Here is a 19,614-nt window from a genome sequence, read left to right on the forward strand (position 1 = left end):
TGGATGGTATGCGAATTATTTCTCACCCTGCTCTATGGCTTGCTATACTTTTCGGACAGGCTTGTAAAGGTCCCGAGGCTGAACTGCCACAACATATTTTGGAACAGCCACTTGAAATATCCGCTCTAAATGAAAAGGGTGAAACCTTGATCGTCTATAAAGAGGGTGGGTCAGATGGGGGCACTCTCCAACTAGAAAAGCAGGTTGATGCAGAATCAGAGCATTCTTTGACCTATACTTATACGATTCATGCTAAGGCGGATATGGATATAAGCCTGCAAAAGGATTGGACCCTCGCTTCAACAACTTTTGAGGAGGCCGAATTTTTGTTGCCGGGATTTTGGTACAAGAGGAATCTAAGGTCGCCAGAGAAGGCTCCATCCTTTAAAACCGCAGATTTCTGGTCATTTCGGGAAGACCGACTTAGCGCACCTTTGGCGGTTGGGTATAACCCTAACAATGGCCAATGGGTAAAACTGGAACGTAGGGATTCCCTCTTACGGGATGAAAAACCTGAATCCATGCAAGGAAATATCAAATTGCTTACGGATATAGGCAGCCTTGGGATTGGCAAAGGAAGTAACCAGCAAACACTTTTGAGGGGTAATTTTCCGTTTCTGGAAAGTCCTAGTTCGTATCAGTCCAAATTAAAATTGAATCCCAAATGGATGGCATTTTATCCATTGAAGAAAGGAGAAAAACTCAAAGTAAGTTGGACGGTAAGTTTTGGAAAGGCTGAGCGCTTTTCGGATATGGTCAAAAACACCTGGGAAACCACTTATGATCATTATAAGCCGAGTCAGGTCGAAAACACTAAAACTGATATCCAAATCAAGGAAGTCCTTAGCAATTACTTTTATGAGAGTTATGCCGAAACAAAAGATTTAAAAGGGTTCGCCGGACTTTGGTTCGATACCAAAACCTGCGAAAACACCGGGGTGCTCTCCGTTGGCTTTTGTGGTAAGACTTTCGCTAATGCCTACAATTTATTGGAATATGGGGTGCAACAAAACAATTCGGAACATATAGCTTTGGCCAGAAAAGTGTTGGACTCTTACTATGCCAATGGGTTTACCTACACTGGATTGATTAGGGAGTTGGTATATGGGACCAATGCGGAAGATGTATATACCTTAAGAAAACAAAGCGAAGGCCTTAAGAACCTTCTTTTCCTTTTGGATTTTGACAAGCGGCAAGGTATTCAACGGGCTACGTTGGAGCAACAAATAAAAACTTTGATGCACCGCCTAGTGGAACTTCAGGACAAAACGGGTGGATTTCCAAGGAAATTTGATGCGAATTTTAAGGTTTTGGACAATTCAACGGGCAGCACTCAGAGTATCATCACCCCGATGGTGATGGCGGCCAGGTATTTTAACGAACCGGAATTTATGAAAGCCGCGGTGATGGCAGGAAGTTATGCGGAAAAGAACATTATTGAACAATCGGATTATTTTTCCTCTACCTTGGATGCCAATTGTGAAGATAAAGAAGCCGCGGCCATAGCTGCGGTATCCTTTTACCATTTGGCCTTGGCCGCTGATGACGCATCCAGGCAAAAGTATGTATCCCTAGCCAAGGAAGCGGCTTACTTTGGATTGAGTTGGTATTATCTATGGGATGTCCCCTTTCCAAAAGAAAGTTTGTTGGGCAGAACCAACCTCAAGACCAGGGGTTGGGGGAATGTATCCACCGAAAATAACCATATCGATGTTTGGGCATTTGATTTTCCGCATGTGTTGGAATGGTTGGCCCGTGAAACAGATGAACCACGATTTTCGGAGATGGCCAAGGTGATTACCTCATCGATAAAGGACCAAATGTTGCCCTATGAAGGACATATGGTGGGTGTTGGTAAGGTAGGCTATATGCCGGAAATTATTCAACATACCGTCTGGGATTATGGAGCAAATGGTAAAGGCTATCTCAATGCGCACATGTCGGTAGGATGGACCGTAGCCTCTATTTGGGAAGTTCTTACCCCTGGCCGGTTTGGTCGTTTTCTGGAGCGCTATCCGTAGAATAACACTTTCCTATTTCTAGTGTTAGGTATAAAGAAAATGGAGGCAAAAGACCTTTAATTCAGGTGGCCAAGAGGTATTCTTTTGGGGTAAATGAGCACAGTTTTCTGCAAATTTTGTGGTTTAATGGGCAATAGCCCCAAGCTATGTTTGTATCGTAATAAAAACTGCAAACTATGAGAAAAGCAATTGAGAAGAACTCCTTGTTTTTTGAACTTGGAGCAACACAGAACAGGAATGGAAACAAAATGTCCTTTTTGAGTAATATGGACGCCAATAAAAAAGTCGGATGGGAAGCAACCTTGTTTTTTGTGGGACTGCTTTTGGCACTACCTGTTATGACTGGGCTACTTCTACTGATTTTTAAGTTCGTATAAAGCTTGATAATACGATTTAAGACCTGGCTGTTCCTCCGGAATCGTCAGGTTTTTTGTGTTTTAGAATTTGGTGTGAACAGTAGGAGAAAAGCAGACCTTGTTAGCACCCTAGTTATCACCTCTGCCAAGATAGGCCCTAATGGAAGCTATTTTTCCTGAGTTGTTAAATGTAATTACGTCCACTACATATAGTTCCTCGGACTCATTCACGATGATTTTCAGCTCGGCAGCTACCGTATTCTCATCTTCATAAGTGGAAAGTATTTCTATGACCAAGGAATCGGCCGCATCAAAGTTCTTTTGGGTTTCTTTTAGGGCAATATTCTTACCCTCGACCCTAATTTTCCAATCACGGAGGACGATGTCATCCGCAAACATGCCCTTGATGGCCCCTAAATCTTTCTCTGCATATTTTTGGAGGTAGCGGACAGCTAGTTCTTTAAAGGGACTTAATGTCATTGAATCGAATGTTTTTATGGGCGAGAAAAATAGATAAAAATCCTTTTGAAGACAATGCTCTAGACCAGCCTTTTATTGCAATATATAAGCTACTCTAAATGCGAAAGATCTTCTCCCAGTTGTCTATTTTGGTTTAAGCTTTCGATAAGTTCCATTTCTAAAGGTGAGAGTTCAAAGTCAAAAAGATTAAAATTTTCGGCAATCCGTTTAGAATTAGTGGACTTTGGAATAACGGCCACTCCTCTTTGCAATTGCCAGCGCAATGCTATCTGAACCGCTGACTTGTTGTGGGTATGTCCAATGCTTAATAATTCTGGAATTTTGGAAACCTCACCCATCATGATTGGCCTCCATGCTTCCAGTTGAATCCCATGTTTTTTTGCAAAGGTCAATAGTTCTATTTGACCCAAATGGGGGTGCATTTCCACCTGGTTCAAAGATGGAATTATATTGGAGTTTTGCATTAGATTTTCTAATTGCGCAACGTTAAAATTGCAGACACCGATAGCTTTTGCCCTTCCGTCGTTGTATAATTTTTCAAGGGCTTTATAGGTTTCTACGTATTTGGATTTTACTGGCCAGTGAATCAAATATAAATCCAGATAGTTGGTCTGTAGACGTTTGAGACTTTTATCGAAGGCTTCTAGAGTTGAGTCATATCCTTGTTCGGTATTCCAAACTTTGGAGGTCAAGAAAATGTTCTTCCTTGGAACATCACTTTCCAGAATAGCTTTTCCTACTCCCAGCTCGTTTTTATAGGCCGAAGCAGTGTCAATTTTTCGATATCCTGTCTGAAGTGCTGAAAGCACAGCTTCTTCAACTTCGCCATTATCCTTGGCGAAAAGTACACCAAGTCCAACGGAGGGCATAACCGTTCCTGTGTTAAGGGTGAATCCATTCATTTGTATCAAGACTTATTACGGAATGGCAAGATAGAAGGTTGATCTCGGGAAAGGAGGTAGTATTTATTCCAGTTTTTAGCGGATTTATTCTTGTTTGGCAAACACTCTTGGTCGTGGAGATTGCCAGTTTGCGCCTATTTCTTTATAGAATCTTTTTCTTTGTATGCTTCACTCTTTGTTTTAAGGTACTCCCAAACCCCAGCCATATCATCTAAATTGGATAGTTCAGAAAAATCTTTTTGGGATAGGCAATAGGTTAAAAATCCATCAATATTTTCCTTCGGAATAGCAAAATTTTCCGACATTGTTCTTTTTGAGAATATGGAGAGGATTTTCTTTTCGATTACCAGATTTTCTTCTCTCGCTACCATATCTTCAAATAACTTGGTCCTACCGGAAATTCTGTTGATGATTTTATGGGGATTTAGAATGACTCCAATGGTGAGGTAATTTAAAATATTAACTTCCTTGGTCTTCTCCTCCGCTGTCATAAACCTGGCATATTTACCTCTATCTGCCTCCAAAAGAAGTCTTTCACTTTGGGTCATGATACTTAAATTGGCATTTGGCAGCCCCAATTCCGAAGCATCAACTAGAGGTTTAATACCTAGTTTTGGAGCATCGAGAATCAATTTTCCGGATAGGTTATAGGGAGTGAGCGTGACTTCGTTTAATTGGACAATATTATCCACCACATTGATGATCACCGACATTTGGCCTAAAATAGTTTCTGTAATTGTGATTTCCTTTGTCAGATACTGAACAGCACTTATTTGGATGGTGTCTCCCAATTTCACCTCCAAATTGAAATCACCCTGGGCATCTGTGATCGTTGATTTTTTTGAGTTTAGATTAACAACCAGGACATTGGAAACATCATTGGTAAGACTTTGGACCTTACCCTTTATGATAACTGCCTTTTCTTGACCAAGAATCCAATTAGGGTTCCCGAAAACAAACAAAAAGGTAAAAACTCCCAGATAGACTTTCGGTATGGTCACGCCTTATTTCTTGGTTAACAAGAAAACTATAAAACTTTGGCTGCACGATTGTGGGTAAACGTGGTAAATTGTTGTTAAATAATTGGGGTGATATTGTTTGATTTATGTGGAGACTAGCCTGATATGTTTTTAAAGTCCGACTCCAATATGGCGTAATGGAAATTATCTGACCATCCCTGTTTTAATGGGAGTACTTGTCGCTTTCTTCCTTCCCTGGTCATTCCTACTTTTTCCAAAACCCTTATACTTCCAAGATTTTCCACCGCGCAACCCGCCTCAATGCGATGAAGCCCAAGTTTGCGAAATCCAAACTCCAAAATTTTATTCAGCGCTTCCGTGGCATATCCTTTTTTCCAAAAATCCGAATGGAGCTTGTACCACACCTCACCTATCTTGAATTTGGGTGCACCCAGGTTTAAAGCGATCAACCCAATAAATTCTTGACTTTCGACATGTGCTATTTTTAAAGTGAAACAATTGGCATCCCCGTTCGTATTCTTTTCAATCCACCCTTTGATGAGTTCCTCCGTTTGGACTATGCTTTCCGGAATCCCGAGTGTATTGTACCTGTCCGTTTCAGGTAGGGAATGTAATTCGTGTATTTTTTCCAAATCCGATAAAGAAATTGGACTTAGGAGCAATCTTTGGGTTTGAAGTTTAATATCCATTCGCTCTTTTTAGCACTGGGTAAACATGCAGATGTATTATAGTACTCGAACTACCACATGTGGTCAAACCTACAAAATATGTTTCAGTCCAAAAACCGAATATCCCTACTGTCATGTTTAATCACTTTGTAAAGTCGTCAATCTCCCTAAAAATTTCTACAGAGATTCGTTCACCTAGCTCATGCATGGATTGCATTTGACTGGTTTTGCTATCCTGCCAAAACTTTTCCCAATCACTGAGGGTATCCCACCTTGCAATGGTCTTTATTTGTTCAGGGTTCCCTTCATTCTGGAGCATAAAGCTACCCCTGGCACCTGTTACTTCCTCATGTATTCTATTGGTTGTGCTTTTCCAAGTTTGCACGAAGCGGTCTTTTTTTTCAGGTGCTACCTTCCAGTTATAGATGATACGTATCATTTATTATGTTTTATTAAGTTGAACCACTTTCATATCAGGCATGGGATAATACCGGAAACCGCCATTTGACATTATTGAAGTAATCGATATTGTCCTTGAGGACAAACAAAGTATCTGCCGATTTTAAGGGACTTCTTTCATAACCTATGTCATCTAGGGGGGTAAATCCCAATACTACCTTTTTTATGGATGTGTTGACAATTGATGAAATTACCGAGGTTAATTGAATGGTGGTTCCAGAAAACACATCATCCAAGTGCAGGGTATCACCTTGAAAATCAGCAATAACAACGGTATCAAGTTCGGTAAGATGGTAAATGCTGTTTTTCTTTAACCACAAGCAATAAAACATAATAAGGGAGAGATTCTCCCTAGCAGAAACCTTTGCTATCGCAATGGACGTTCTAATGGCATTCATAAGTAATTCCCTATCCTCTTTTTTGTCTAGGTCAAGCCTTTTTAAAGGTGGCATTTTTCCTGAAGGGTTTACTTGGATGGAATGCTGATGTTCTTCAACTATTCCAAAATTGAATTTAGGATAGAAATCAAGAACACTATCGTTGGCAAAAAGGTAGACAAAATCTGAGTTATCTTTCCACTGGCTAATGACCCATTGCAGCAGGAACCTGCTCAGACCTAAACGACGGTAATCGGGATCTGTCATTACAGTGCCAATTTGAATACCCGATTTTCGCTGATTTTCAATAACAAAATCAATTTTTGTAACTGAAACATTTGAAACTATTTTGTTTTTATGTAGCAGTGCATAGGGAATATAATTGTCGTCCCAAAACCCTTTTTGATACCAATCTTCAAAGTTAAAATCAAAGGTTGTTTCCGTCAATTCGTTGAAACTACGGCGTAATTCCGGGTCATTTTTAAAATTTTGTACCAGTGTGTATGAGCGGCGGCCCAGGTCTACAGTCTGCATAGGTTTGTAGTAACGATTTATAAGTCAATAGGTAGCGAACGGCTATGGTATTAGTTGTTTTCTTTTTTCAGGATATAGTAATTATACACATTGTCTTCGCGATACTGGTTATGCTCTATAGTGATTCGGTTATTACCTTTCATCCAGGTATTGTTTCCAATATAGGTTTTTAGTGTATCAATGCTTTCCTGGCCTAAATATTGAATGGTTGGCCCGTCTTGGGAAGATTGAATCTCAAGCGATTGGGTGGCACCTCTTATCAGCCCTGTATAGGTTCCTTCGATAGCACTAAAATCACTATCTGCTTCAACAATATCGAACTCTTTTCGCTCCAATAGCTTCCAGGTTACTTCATCGGCAAAAAAGTTCCCTCCATGAGGTCCTGTAGTGTTTACCAAACAAATGATATATAAATCTTCATCTGGGAAATATCTTGTTTCTGATAGGAACCCGTTTATTCCACCCCCATGGGCAATTTCACGGTGTCCATTATCCAAAAAATTAACCAACCCTTTGGCATAGCTAACCGGAGTGCCATCTCCTAACCGATCCGGAGTAATCAACGATTGGTACATGGGTTTTGTCAATACTTTTCCTGTATGTAAGGCCCTCATCCAAATCAATAAATCTCCGGCGGTACTGCAAAGAGAACCTGCGGCGTAGGGCCAGGTATGATTCAAATAGGGTTTTTGCTGAAGTCCATCAGGTGTATAGTTGTAACCGTAGACCTTGTTTTTAACCACCTCACTTGTTGAACAGTAGCTGGTGTTCTCCATACCCAAGGGTTCAAACAATTCTTGTTTTAAAAATTCCTCATAACTTTTTCCGCTAACTTTTTCTATGATCAGGCCCAGAAAAAAATAAGCGGAGTTATTGTATATGAGCGCTTCATTGGGTTCGAATAAAAACTCGTTTGCTTCTACCAATCGCACCAAGGTATCCCTTGGCTGCTGTTGTATGGATAAATCCCAAAACTCGGGAATCTCCGTATAACTGGGAATACCAGAGGTATGGTTCAATAAGTTGGCGATGGTAACTGCTCTCCCTTTGGTATCAAAGCCTAGGTAATCCGTGAAATCATCGTTCAAGGCAAGTTTTTTGGCCTCAACCAATTTTAGGATGGCCGCTGCTGTAAACTGCTTGGTGACAGAGCCTATTTCGAATTGCCCATCAACGGGCATGGGAACTGAAAGTTCCAGACTGGCCATACCATAGGCTTTTTTCAAAAGCGTCTTGTTTTCTTGAAACACGATTAGCGATCCACCGGCTATTTGAGCACTATCAATACTTGACTGAAATAAGGAGTCCACATATTTTTCAAGTGGCGTATCAGCGTGGGTTTTCTTTTTTTGTTGGCAACTTGCAGAGAACAGTGCGATTAAGGTGATTGATAAAAGTATGCTTTGTTTCATGGATTACGTTTTTTGATGATTGGAGATGGGGTCAAATCTTGAATTGTCTGACCTAACCCAGTGATCTGTATGTCATGTTTGGATTTTATGATGTAACCTGCCAACTGCTGGTCATGCTTCAGTTTACAATATACTTTAATTTAACGAAGAAGCGGTTTGGGTATCCACCCAAACCGCTTTTATTATTATCATGTCTGAAGACGCTTTTTTGATTTTTGCTTTAGGTTGCAGTTGCGTAGCTGTTTTTTTCCTCAGGTACTTCGCTTAAGTACTGTACAAATTCGTACTGATTGCCATCGGCATCGGCGAAATAATCGCGAATCCTAAACTGTTCCGTTTCCTTCGGAAAATCCCTTTTGTAGCCGTTGCTCAAAAGGTTATTGGCTATTTCCTCCACATTGGGAACTACAAAGCCAATGTGGTTGATTCCAGCTTTATCATAGTCTTTTTCTGGCCTTATGTCGCTTACTCTGGCCTGATTTAGAGCAACATAGGTATGGTCGTCGCCTAGATGTACCCATTCTCTGGTACCATTTCCTCCACCCCTGACTTTAAAATGGGGAAAAGCGGTCTGGAAGAACCGTATGGCTTCCTGAAGATTTTGGACGGTAATATTGGCGTGTTCCAAATATATACTTTGTGTCATACTGTTTACTTTTTGGTTCCCAACAAAGGTCTAAACTGCAAATGGGCTAAAAAACGACCCTAGGTACAGAAAGATACCTGTACTAAAGTATAGTGTACTGTAGAATAGCTAAAGTTAAATGCTAAAAAGGCCCCTTTTTAGACCAATGTCAACGGCCTCGGTTCTATTGGTTGCATTCAGTTTGGAAAGGAGGGAGGTGATATGGAATTTAACCGTACGTTCCGCAATGTATAATTGCTCACCGATCTGTTTATTGGTAAGCCCTTCCTTGATCAATTTTAATACCTCCAGCTCGCGTTTGGTAATGGGCATTTCTGGATAGGCAAACTCCTTTGATGATGTTTCAGTACGATCAGCGGATGCCGTCTCTTTGAGGAGTTGACTTAAATCTTTTTGTAGCTCTCTTGTTTTTTGAAGTGCCTCGTCACTCTTTGCACTTTCCAAACAGGAAATTATAACCTCCAGTTTTGGAAAGAACACGGTCTTGGATACGCGCTCCATAGTAGCGCTTGCAGGGTTTGGAATTACAGGATTTAGGGACTGCTGCAGCCGGGTGCGCTGTATGGCGGTACCCACCAATTCACCAATGGTATTTAGGATGGTGAGTTCTTTAGCCTCGAGCATCCGGGTTTCCTTGCTTAGCAAGTTGATGAGTCCCACTTTTTGTCTATCCATGATAATTGGAATTGTGGCGTGGTACTTGAGTCCGTTGGTGCCCGAGCTGATATCCCGCAATCTCGAGCAAGCAATTTCACTGATGTTCATCGCCTGGTCCATATCGTCGGACAAGTACTGTTTGATGCAGTAGCACCATCCTGAGAGGCGTTCGGGATGATTACCCAGTGCTGGCGGCAGATTGTGAGAGACAGCTAGGTATACCGACTTATTGTCGGGCTCCGTAAGCCAAATCCAACCCGTGTCCATGGCTAAAATTTCAGCTGTCTTCTCCAGTGATTTGCGCAAGGCTGAATGCAGCGAAAACTCTTTGTTCAGATGACTCGCTATATCATATAAATGGGAGAAGTATTCAGCATCGTTCATTGTGGAAAACTAGGATTTGACCGGAGCATCAGAACGGTATGTGTTGCCCCATGTTGCTGTTATAAATATAAGATTATTAAATAGCCCTAAGCGGCTGGGTCGGAATTTGACCGGTAATACATCACAAATTGTAGAAATATTTTGGACTTATTCTGCAAACACCGAATAATGGCTAACAGTTCCAGGGAAATCTATTAAATATTGCCTATCATCTTCATAGTATTTGGCTTCTTCCAAATTTGGTCCGGTGAAGTTCGCAATTGTGGCTAAATCGGTCCAATAGGTTAATAGTCTAAAATATGTGACCCCGCCCTTATCGCGCTTAAGAAACGAAAGTTTCACAAAGCCTTTTGTTTTTTTGTAATCGGGGATGTCCCGTTCTTCAATAATTTTGGCATACACCTCCGAGTGCTCCAACCTAGTTTGTCCTTCCCAGATTCTTACTATCATTTGTTCCTAATTCAATGTGAAAATATTCCTTTAATTTAGATTCAAACTCTTCTTCATTAAATTCGATAAGCCGTTCTTTTCCCGATTGTGAAATTTTCAACTGCGTATTGTTCAAGGTGACCCTACCATTTTCTTTGGCAATTGAAATCACCTTTTTTTGGGTAAAGTGGGATTCCTTGCAACTTTGATGGTACTTGCAGCGGGCTTTAAATTCTATTAGCTCCCTTTCCTGAGTGGAAAATATATATTGAGGGGAGACCAAATCGTTTTGAATTTCATTGACTCGTATATAGGAGGAGTTGTAATGGTCAAAACTAAATTGTCCGTACCTGTCGGATATTACTTCGCCAAAGGTTATCGGTAGTGGATGAAGAGAAAATTTACCAAAACCAACATCAACCAAAAAATCTTGGTTTTCCAAAGTGACCAACAACACCAAATGGTCATATTCAGGGCTATAGGAATTGTCTTTTCCATAAGTCCGAGCGGAAATCAGTCTTGATTTGAAGCCAAGCTCATTCAGCAATTGATTAAAAAGACCATTAAGTTCATAACAAAATCCACCGCGTCCACTTTCAACGATTTTATAAAAAAAACTATTGGTGTCCAATGTGATTGGTATACCATAGTGGATATCCAAGTTTTCAAAGGGAACGCTTAATAGGTGTGCTCTTTGAAGTTGGAAGAGCGTATCCCTTGTTACTTTTATGGGTTGGGCATAATTTATTCTTTGAAGATATTTTTTGGTATCTATCATTGTATAAGGCTCTTTGAGAAATCGTTTAGTTCCTTTTGGACCACCTCAGGGATTGAACCATTTTCAATCCAACAATGTATATCTGACAAATAGTTCATCCCTAAATAGGCTGCTGTTTCTGTAAACGGCATATAGAATCCATGCTTTAGGTTTTTGTCTGAACCACAACTGATTACCGCCATATGCATCCCTCTTAACTTCCGCCCGGTATCTTTTTCTATTTTTAGGCAATCTGAAATTCTATCAAAAAAGGTTTTCATAATTCCGCTCATGTTGTACCAATAAACAGGGGTTGCAAAAATGATTAGTTCGTAGTTGTCCACTATTTCTTGTATCAATGGATGAAAATCATCATTTCTATTGCGGAACTCATAATCGAATTCAGCAATGTTTTTTTGTTTTAAATCTATTATTGGATAGTCGGTTAAGGTACTGACATAGGAACAGATTTTTTGAGTGTTCCCCTTACTATTTGAGCTTCCAAGTACTATGATTCCTTTTTTCATTTCGTTATTTGAATGTATTTCGTGCCTTCATCCGGCATACTCCGTTGCTGGGCTTTCGCTTGGACGGAAAATCCCTTATAACTTTATTTAGAAGAAAGAAAATTAATATCTCCAACTTTTTAAGTCGGCACCCTTTGGGGCCACGGTATGTAACTTCTCTACATATTTTTTAATGAACATACGATGATACCGCAACCGACTAATATGGTTTCCGTTTTCATGATCACCGTTCCAACAGTGTTCCGCCCGATCCCCATAGTCAACCTCACCATTGTAATAGGGAGCACTGGTTTCGGATAGGATTTCCTCGGCAAGATATACCGCATTGTTGAGGTAATAATTATCCATATCGCCACAATACAAGTGAATTTTATTTGCCCAGTCATTACCATGTTTTGCCCAGTCTCTTTTTAAAATATAGGCGAGATCATAGTTTTCTTTCCAGTAATCGGCAACCTCCCTGTCTATTTTCCCAGTTAGGCGGTCCCAGATTCTTTTGGGATAGCCCTCTTCATCCACTGGCGAATACGTAGCTTCCCAAATATCCCATTGCTGTCCCGACCGACCTTTGGTACCCAATACCAATTCGCGATAATTCATATCCCGCAAAGTAGCATCCACATTCCCCAAATTGTCCCTATGCCCTGCGACCAGCGTTTTTCTGAATGTTCCCTCCTTGTAGTATGCATTCTCATCTTCGTAAATATTTACTAGACAATAGGCTCTAAAATCAATCGGGTCCGGGCAAGCAGCAAAACACATCCCGTATTCCTTGGGATATTTTACCTGGACCGCAAGAGCCTCCCATCCACCGGTACTTCCTCCGTACACAAAACGGGACCAACCCTCTCCTATACCTCTAAACTGCTTCTCGATATACGGGATGAGTTCATAAGTGATTGCATCACCGTAAGGGCCTTGGGCGGCACTGTTAACGGCGTAAGAATCATCATAGTAAGGAGTGGGATGTTGGATTTTGATTGCGATAACCCTTGGGAAATCGGGACCTGTCCAGGTTTTATAAAAATCATAGGCCTCCTGTTGTACAATGCGATTATACCCCTCAACATTAAATCGCTCGCTAAAGTCCGACTCAAGATTTGGGTCGGGTGGAGTCGTTCGAAATCCCCCAAAATCACTGGGAAAATGCCCGTGCATGATTGCCAAAGGGTATGTAACATCAGGATGGGTTTCCCATCCTTCAGGCAACAATACATGAGCTCCCAAGTACATATCCCTTCCCCAGAAATCACTCAACATCTTGCTTTTGATTTTTATGTGCTTCACATATTTTGTGTCCTCAGGTTCAGCAATTGGAGGTATTTTCTGGTCAAGTTTTAGGGTAAGTTCAGGGAACTTCCCATTGACTATGGAGATTTTTTGGGGTGTGGAGTAAAGATTGCCTGGCGCCCGGTTCCATTGTTGTCCTTCCCCTCTATCCATGGGTAATTTTACAACATGTCCATCCGCTCGGTTGAAGGTTTCGTATTTGTGAAACAGGACTTGGACAAAAAACTCACCTGACGGTAGATCTTTAAAACTATGAATAGGATATCCGAACGCTTCCATATCAAATTTCAGCGGCTCATTGGGTTTCCAGTCGGTAACATCCATCCCAAAGCCCTGGCAGGTTTTGGAATCATCCCTAAGTTGAAATCGGGGTTCGGTCTCATTTTGTTCCGAAATCAATACAATCAATCTTCCGTCCAAGGCGGCATCATAATGTTCTGATGGGAAAGAAAGTTCGATGTTTGCCGAGGTGTCGGAATCGGAACAGGAGAAAATGAATAGGGTGAGGATTAAAATAACTGGCGCGATTAGGTGCATCAATGCTCTTTTGGGTTTTTTCATGTTGTCTTTGGTTTTATTTATACTCGTGGTACTTATCGGGATAATTTCAATCAGAAGCCGCCCGTTTTGCTTTTATTCGATTTTGGCGCTATCTAACAACGGATCACTTTCAGTTAAAACAGTATCAGTGTTGTCTATGTCTTTACACTTTCAAAAGACTTGGAAACTTTTTGTTCAAATAATCAAAAATAGTATGGGGTAACTTGTTTAGGTCCGATGTTAGTTCAACACATATGGAAATATGTCCATCGGGCATTGATTTCACAACCTGATAGAAATTTCCATACCCAATAATCAAGTGATTTAGTCCTCCGCAATCGATATTTCCCCTTTGACTGGTCAATTTGAGCAAGGTTGGATTTACCAATAGTTCTTCGTACTTGTCTGTCTCTCCAGATGAACTGTCAGAGGTATCCTGCCTTTGCCTATAAACAAGTTCATCACCCCTGTATAGGGCTACATAGCGGATTTCAATGAATTCATCGAAAAGGGAAGTAATAATTTTTTCCATACTTATAATGTTGGATTAGCAAACACAATACGTTTTTTTATACTTGGTTTCACTCCTCGTAAATGTCAAATTTATTCGACACAGACTTCATCAACTGATTATTTGTAAAATCATCTGGTGTCATCTTTGAAAGCTGTTCCAAAAAAACATCGAACTGCCCATTTTTGAAAATGGTAAGCATTTTACCACCCTGCGCGCATTTAGCCTCATGCCATACATTGGGGGGTACGGTGATCGTATCCCCTTCGTGCAAAACGATTGGTTGATCATCGAAAATCAATTCCATTTCACCTTCAAGCATATAGAACACTTCTGTCATTATCTTGTGATGATGTCTTTTTAAGTGAAATCCCGGTTTGATGGTATCTTCAACCAGACATAATTCTCCATTGGTATCTCTGGATGAGACTTTGACAAAACAGTGATCCTGTGAATAATTGTAGTTTTCCCCTTGTCCACTTGCCACGTATTTTTTTGATGCCATAATCGGTTTAATTTAGTGCAACAATTCCTATGGTTCTTGCCATGACTTTAATTTGCTCATCCTTTGTCTGATCAATCAGGTTTTGTTTAATTATCTTAATCCGTTACCGGTTTACCGTGCCAAACACTGGACCCAAATGTGGTGAGGAACACGTTTTCCGTGTTATTTTCATCAACAATTACCCGATGTCCCCAATGAAAGTCATAGTCCCTTAACTTTTGCCAGGTGTTGCCATAGTCTTCGCTCATATATGCCCCTTGATTGAAAGTATTGCAATAAATCCTGCCAGATCTGTATTTGTCCACGGTAACATCATAAACATAATAGTTTTTATCGAAAATACGCTTCCAAGTAGTTCCGCCGTCTTCAGACATAAGAATACCTCCATCCAAATCAATTGGGTTGTTGCCCCCAGTTGCCTCGGCTATTTTCCGGCCCACCATATCGCTCAAACTGATATCAGACCATGAACCCAAATAGAGTCGGTCAGGATTCTCCGGATCATATGTCATGCCATTTGGGAACAAGGTCTTTTCACCTAGGTCGACATTTGTCCAAGAATGGGCTCCATCGGTTGACTTGTATACGGCACCCATAAAAACCTCCCTTCCCAATGCTCCGTTAAGATGCTGTGGAGTTGGACTTGTGATTAAATACAAGGTTCCGTTGGGCAATAGGGTAAGTTCAAAGGCAGCAAGGCTTCCTTTTATACCATTGTTGTGCAGCTTCCAATTTTTACCATCATCTATTGATTTAAAAACGCCTTTGCCATAAACGGCTACATAAAGTGTTCTGTTGCCGCTTGGGGAGTTTGGGTCTAAAACTATTGAGGTGGTGGGAGAATCGAAGTTCATACCCCCATTCGTTGGAGTCCAAGACCGACCTCCGTCGGTAGACACTGCAACACCTCCTCTAGCATAATCCCTCCATTTGGGATTTCGTGTCATTTTCCCCCTGGGAAAGTCATGTAAAGATGACCAAACGGACCATAGTTTGTTTTTTACATCGGGATCAAATACCATCCAATAACAGGTGTTTTGCCACTCAACAGGGATTCCATTAGTAGATCTTGACCAACTTTTTCCTTGATCAAAGGAATGGTGATATCCGATATCTGTATAACTAACAGCAATATGTGATGTGTCCATTGGGTCAAAATGTACACCATAGGAAGTTGTTACATCCAGTCCATTTGAGCGGTAAGTCCCATCCTTTGCCTTCGTGGAATATATGGTCTCCCAGCTTTCCCCACCATTCACAGTTTTCATACTTCGGTACCAATCGGTTACTATGGCCACATCGCCATCATTAGGGGCCACACCTACATCAATCAATCGAATAAAATCATTGCCAAAAGCTTTCTGTACCCAGGCATCTTCAAGATTTGAGGCATCCTTACCATCTCTCACCCCGTATTCACCAGATCCACCACCAGCTTTCCACACCCATTGCCAAGAATTGCCCGAATCAGATGATTTTAGGGCTCCAAACCAAATCGCATTTGTTCCGTCATCCTTCCTTTCCTCATAGCTGTTGGATACGATATATACGTTTTGGGCGTCGTTCTCAGCAGCGGCCAGGGTGGCATACGTAGGTAACGCATTCCCTTTGTTGGTGATTAGGACGCTGTTGTCCTGTTGCCAAGTTCTTCCATGATCACTGGATATCCAAAGTGCAGTTGGTGCCAATTTTCCTAAATCCCGATCGGGTTCCTTGTTGTGCAATCCGTAAAAAATAGACCTGCCTTCATTTGCAATGTTGCCCCCCGTTATTGAAAAAGCCGGTTTCATGGGTTCTGGATATTCAAAAGAGGTTATCTTCAAGGATTCCTTGTTTATAGAATTTACACCAGAAGCTGTAAAGGCTAGAACCTCTTGCTTGAGTTCCTTGGTATTTGTGAAGATAAAATCTATGTTTCCATCCAACTCCAATCTTTTCCAATCCTTTCCACCATCTTGTGAATGAAAAAGGAAATTTTCCAAACTAAAGTAAATGGTATTGGAATCATTGGGGTCTACTTTAATGTTTGTTACTGTTGGACTATGGGATTGGGAAACTGTTGTATCATCATAGATGTTGAACAGCGAACTTTCTTTGACCGCTAGGGTAAAGCTGGCATGGTCTCCGCTGAAAGATTCTTGTATGATATCCTCCTCAAAAGGATAGATTCTTTTCCAGGTTTTTCCGCCGTCTATGGATTTATTGAGCGTATTTGACCCAATAAATTGCACCTTGGGGTCGCTTGGGTCATATGCAAAGGAATATGATCCGTTGGGATAATTGATTTGGGCATAGGATTTACCGCCATCTTGGGTATGATATGCACCTGTCATATCGCAACGAATCATAAAATCTTTCTCATCTGCATATGAAAAGGTTGGAACAAATGTAGAGCCACCTCCACCGGGGCCAATACGTTTCCAATTGGTCGGTTCCTGTTTGGGAACCTTGATATCCTGCTCTTTCTTTGCTATATCACCGCAAGCAAAAAAACTCAAAACAATAATGCCGAAGATTGTACTTTTTACACCTTTTTTTTGGTTGGAAGTCATGAGTTTGTATTTGACCCGTAGCGCTTGATGTTTTGAAGGCAGGATTAGGGTTTTGACTTCTTAAAGTTACGGAAATTTGGGGTCGGTTAAGGTTTTTTAGACGACCCATCACAGACCTGTAACAACTACTTATTGATAACGAAATGAACTGAACAAAAAACGGTTTTGAGTATTGGTTCAAACCCGTATTGGATGTCCATTGTACCGTGGTCCGTTTTTAGTCCAGCTCCATATATTCCGATTTTCCACCGGATAAATCCCCATTCAGCCAGTTCCAGTCAAATTCCAATTTGAGTTTTCCGTTTTCGGTCTTTGAAACAGTACCTTTTGAATGTCCGGCTTTCAATTCTCCATCGGTTGTAAGACATTGGTACAAGAGTTCTATTTTTGAATCTTGGGCCTGCTTTCCAATGATATGCCCCTCCAATATTGCCCCTCCTTTGTACTTTGCGGTGATTGTTGCGCCGTTTTGAAAATAATGGAAAATGGTTTTATCTGAGGACAACCCACTTTTGTTTTCGGTCGTTACAAAGATTTTATTGTCTAGATTCATGTTGCACGTTTTAGTTGATGTTAAAGCCAATGTTAGCGACTTTTTTAGTAGAACACTTTAGTATGAGTTTTTAATATTAGTGCTTTGGGTACCCCAATTGCTCAAAGAGTTCGGGTGATCGCTTCAAATAACGTTCTTTATTGGTTTCTTGGAACCAGGCTTCCGATATTTTTTCATTCGTATAAAGACGTGCATCTTTCCAATGCTGAATGCCTGGAATGGACAACTTTTGCCAGTTTTCGTTTATAAAGCTAACTGCCTTGATATTCTTGTTATAGATGAAACTGAAAAAATTCACAAACCACTGATTCCAGACCTCAATATTTTCTTTATCAATGCCTTTGACCGGGCTCGATTCTGCAATCATTACTGGTTTCCCATGTTCTTTGGCAAAGTTCAAGACGTTATCACAATACGGACCGAAATCGGCACTTCCATAGGCATGCCCAAAGACCGAGATACCTACCCAATCCACGTAATTGTCCCCGGGATACCACTCGGATAACTTATAGTCTTTGAATGGTTTGGAAGCGTATGAATGCCAAACAAAGGCAATATTGTCTGCTCCTTTTTTTCTTAACACATCAACGATTCGCCGGTATGCTTTTACATAGCTCTCGGGTTCCAATTCGTTATGTGGCCCGTCAAATTCATAGCCTATCCTCAGGTATATAGGTCGGTCCGTGGATTTTGCCCAAGCCGCGTATTTTTTAATGACCTTGTCATAATCGCCCTTACCTGCAAAGGTGGCAATATTCCATTTACCCACCATCCACATGGCACTGTGCACAACAGTATCGGGAAACCAATCAACCAACATTTGGTGGTTCTGTGTGGTGCCGGTATTGTTTTTATGGGACTCCGCAATCCCTTTAAACTCCGGTATTCCCCAATAGGCCGACCAGCCACCTGGAATCTTACGATTGGGAAAATTCTCAAGATATTCTGAAATGCTTTCAACCGTCTGCCCCATAATAAGTAGGGTTTTACCTGGAGGAGGGACAAATTTTGTCTGTTCGTAATTGTAAACAAATTCAGGATCAACCTCTGTATTGATTTGCGATAGCATATTTTCAATAGATGGTTCGGTTGATTCCGAATCTTTTGTTGTTTTTTCTTGCGACCACAGGAGCGGTGGTAAAAAGAATAGGAGAACAGTCGTTAAAAAAATAACCTTGTTTTGGATTGTTGATTTACAAATTGCCATAGGTAAAGTGATTTCTTTTTTTATTGAATTCACTTGTTATTCTATTTTAAAAACAGCTTCTTATTTAAGTGCTTGATCGGTTATTGCCCATACAGGATGTTATGGCCAGTTTTACTATGAAATTGAAATTCCTAATAGTCCGCAACCCCTTAAAATTCTTTTCTTGTCATCCACCTTTTTACTTTGAATTGCATGCAACGGTCCGGCTATGATTCTGGCTTAGCAAATCCGTTAGGATTTTCAAGTTCGGAATCCAGCCGTTTAAAAGTAAGAAATGTTCATGGTCTTAACCAGCTACCGCAATCAATTATAGCCATTGTTTTAGGTAATTTTTATTTATTTAAATCCTTGTACATAATGTGAGTATCAACCAATCCTAATTCAGAATGTCTAAATCCTTTTGGTGTAGTTCCAATTATTTCAAATCCGTATTTTTTCCATAATTCAACTGCTCCTTTATTTGTACTTACCACAATATTGAATTGAATTCCCTCAAAGTTATTTTCCTTTGCTATCTTGAGAGAGTGTTCGCAAAGTTTTTTCCCAATTCCTTTTCCGTGAGAATTTGGGTTCACCATATAACTGCAATTTGCAATGTGGCTTCCTAAATCAATTTGATTGGGTTTAATGATATATGTTCCGAGTATTTGTCCATTTTCTTCAATCACATATGTTTCCATATAATCCGCAAACCAATGTTTTTTTAAGTCCGCTTTTGGTGTATTTGGATTGAATACATAGGTATCTCCTGTTTCAATAACTTTTGAGAATATTTCCCAAACTTTATCAATATCTGTTTCTGTTGCTTTTCTAATGTCCAATTTGTTCGTTTCTTAAATAACCAATAACACGTTTATATCCACAATT

At 40.6% G+C, this 19,614-nt stretch carries 21 protein-coding genes; 2 read left to right on the top strand and 19 right to left on the bottom strand.

Annotated features, from left to right (window positions below):
- Nucleotides 1-8: 8 nt before the first annotated feature.
- Together BUC10_RS00965 and BUC10_RS00970 are read left to right on the top strand one after the other, a co-directional pair.
- Nucleotides 9-2,021 carry a hypothetical protein gene (locus BUC10_RS00965; RefSeq protein ID WP_073176049.1) on the top strand — a complete coding sequence of 671 codons (2,013 nt, stop codon included), beginning with the start codon at nt 9-11 and terminating at the stop codon, nt 2,019-2,021.
- Between the two features lie 176 nt (nt 2,022-2,197).
- Nucleotides 2,198-2,398: a hypothetical protein gene (locus BUC10_RS00970; RefSeq protein ID WP_073176050.1), complete on the top strand. Its 201-nt coding sequence runs from the start codon at nt 2,198-2,200 to the stop codon at nt 2,396-2,398.
- Nucleotides 2,399-2,506: 108 nt separating this feature from the next.
- Here BUC10_RS00970 and BUC10_RS00975 read toward each other — a convergent pair whose 3' ends face one another.
- From BUC10_RS00975 to BUC10_RS01065, 19 genes are all read right to left on the bottom strand, one after another.
- Nucleotides 2,507-2,857 (bottom strand): nuclear transport factor 2 family protein, encoded by a 351-nt coding sequence (locus tag BUC10_RS00975; RefSeq protein WP_073176051.1) that lies wholly within the window; start codon nt 2,855-2,857, stop codon nt 2,507-2,509.
- An 89-nt stretch (nt 2,858-2,946) separates the two neighbouring features.
- Nucleotides 2,947-3,759: an aldo/keto reductase gene (locus tag BUC10_RS00980; RefSeq protein WP_073176052.1), complete on the bottom strand. Its 813-nt coding sequence runs from the start codon at nt 3,757-3,759 to the stop codon at nt 2,947-2,949.
- Between the two features lie 134 nt (nt 3,760-3,893).
- The gene (locus tag BUC10_RS00985; protein WP_073176053.1) at nt 3,894-4,760 is read right to left on the bottom strand and encodes a carboxypeptidase-like regulatory domain-containing protein; all 867 of its coding nucleotides are present in this window, start codon (nt 4,758-4,760) and stop codon (nt 3,894-3,896) included.
- A 113-nt stretch (nt 4,761-4,873) separates the two neighbouring features.
- A complete protein-coding gene (locus tag BUC10_RS00990; protein WP_073176054.1) occupies nt 4,874-5,428 on the bottom strand; it encodes a GNAT family N-acetyltransferase in 555 nt (184 codons plus the stop codon).
- A 121-nt stretch (nt 5,429-5,549) separates the two neighbouring features.
- Nucleotides 5,550-5,846, bottom strand: a complete 297-nt coding sequence (locus tag BUC10_RS00995; protein ID WP_073176055.1) for an antibiotic biosynthesis monooxygenase family protein — start codon at nt 5,844-5,846, stop codon at nt 5,550-5,552.
- Between the two features lie 34 nt (nt 5,847-5,880).
- Complete coding sequence (locus BUC10_RS01000) at nt 5,881-6,777, bottom strand: GNAT family N-acetyltransferase (RefSeq protein WP_073176056.1); 897 nt, start codon at nt 6,775-6,777, stop codon at nt 5,881-5,883.
- A 50-nt stretch (nt 6,778-6,827) separates the two neighbouring features.
- Complete coding sequence (locus tag BUC10_RS01005; RefSeq protein WP_073176057.1) at nt 6,828-8,189, bottom strand: serine hydrolase domain-containing protein; 1,362 nt, start codon at nt 8,187-8,189, stop codon at nt 6,828-6,830.
- Nucleotides 8,190-8,409: 220 nt separating this feature from the next.
- Nucleotides 8,410-8,835, bottom strand: coding sequence for a VOC family protein (locus BUC10_RS01010; protein WP_073176058.1), 426 nt, complete (start codon nt 8,833-8,835; stop codon nt 8,410-8,412).
- A gap of 114 nt (nt 8,836-8,949) precedes the next feature.
- A complete protein-coding gene (locus BUC10_RS18040; RefSeq protein WP_073176059.1) occupies nt 8,950-9,876 on the bottom strand; it encodes a LuxR C-terminal-related transcriptional regulator in 927 nt (308 codons plus the stop codon).
- 147 nt (nt 9,877-10,023) lie between these two features.
- On the bottom strand, nt 10,024-10,326 hold the full coding sequence (locus tag BUC10_RS01020; RefSeq protein ID WP_073176060.1) for an antibiotic biosynthesis monooxygenase: 303 nt from the start codon (nt 10,324-10,326) through the stop codon (nt 10,024-10,026).
- Entirely contained in the window at nt 10,295-11,083 is a 789-nt protein-coding gene (locus tag BUC10_RS01025; protein WP_084732493.1) for an arylamine N-acetyltransferase family protein, read from the bottom strand. Before BUC10_RS01025 ends, BUC10_RS01020 begins: the two co-directional genes overlap by 32 nt.
- Nucleotides 11,080-11,589: a flavodoxin family protein gene (locus tag BUC10_RS01030; RefSeq protein WP_073176061.1), complete on the bottom strand. Its 510-nt coding sequence runs from the start codon at nt 11,587-11,589 to the stop codon at nt 11,080-11,082. Before BUC10_RS01030 ends, BUC10_RS01025 begins: the two co-directional genes overlap by 4 nt.
- Nucleotides 11,590-11,691: 102 nt before the next feature.
- A complete protein-coding gene (locus BUC10_RS01035; RefSeq protein ID WP_073176062.1) occupies nt 11,692-13,440 on the bottom strand; it encodes an alpha/beta hydrolase-fold protein in 1,749 nt (582 codons plus the stop codon).
- Nucleotides 13,441-13,582: 142 nt separating this feature from the next.
- Entirely contained in the window at nt 13,583-13,951 is a 369-nt protein-coding gene (locus BUC10_RS01040) for a hypothetical protein (RefSeq protein WP_073176063.1), read from the bottom strand.
- 49 nt (nt 13,952-14,000) lie between these two features.
- A complete protein-coding gene (locus BUC10_RS01045) occupies nt 14,001-14,435 on the bottom strand; it encodes a cupin domain-containing protein (RefSeq protein ID WP_073176064.1) in 435 nt (144 codons plus the stop codon).
- Between the two features lie 95 nt (nt 14,436-14,530).
- Nucleotides 14,531-16,987, bottom strand: a complete 2,457-nt coding sequence (locus BUC10_RS01050; protein ID WP_073176065.1) for a WD40/YVTN/BNR-like repeat-containing protein — start codon at nt 16,985-16,987, stop codon at nt 14,531-14,533.
- 217 nt (nt 16,988-17,204) lie between these two features.
- Complete coding sequence (locus tag BUC10_RS01055) at nt 17,205-17,540, bottom strand: avidin-fold protein (RefSeq protein ID WP_073176066.1); 336 nt, start codon at nt 17,538-17,540, stop codon at nt 17,205-17,207.
- A gap of 76 nt (nt 17,541-17,616) precedes the next feature.
- Complete coding sequence (locus BUC10_RS01060; protein ID WP_165614839.1) at nt 17,617-18,609, bottom strand: glycoside hydrolase family 26 protein; 993 nt, start codon at nt 18,607-18,609, stop codon at nt 17,617-17,619.
- A 470-nt stretch (nt 18,610-19,079) separates the two neighbouring features.
- Entirely contained in the window at nt 19,080-19,568 is a 489-nt protein-coding gene (locus BUC10_RS01065; RefSeq protein ID WP_073176068.1) for a GNAT family N-acetyltransferase, read from the bottom strand.
- Nucleotides 19,569-19,614: the final 46 nt, after the last annotated feature.

The organism is Flagellimonas flava (assembly GCF_900129665.1).
GTDB lineage: Bacteria > Bacteroidota > Bacteroidia > Flavobacteriales > Flavobacteriaceae > Flagellimonas > Flagellimonas flava.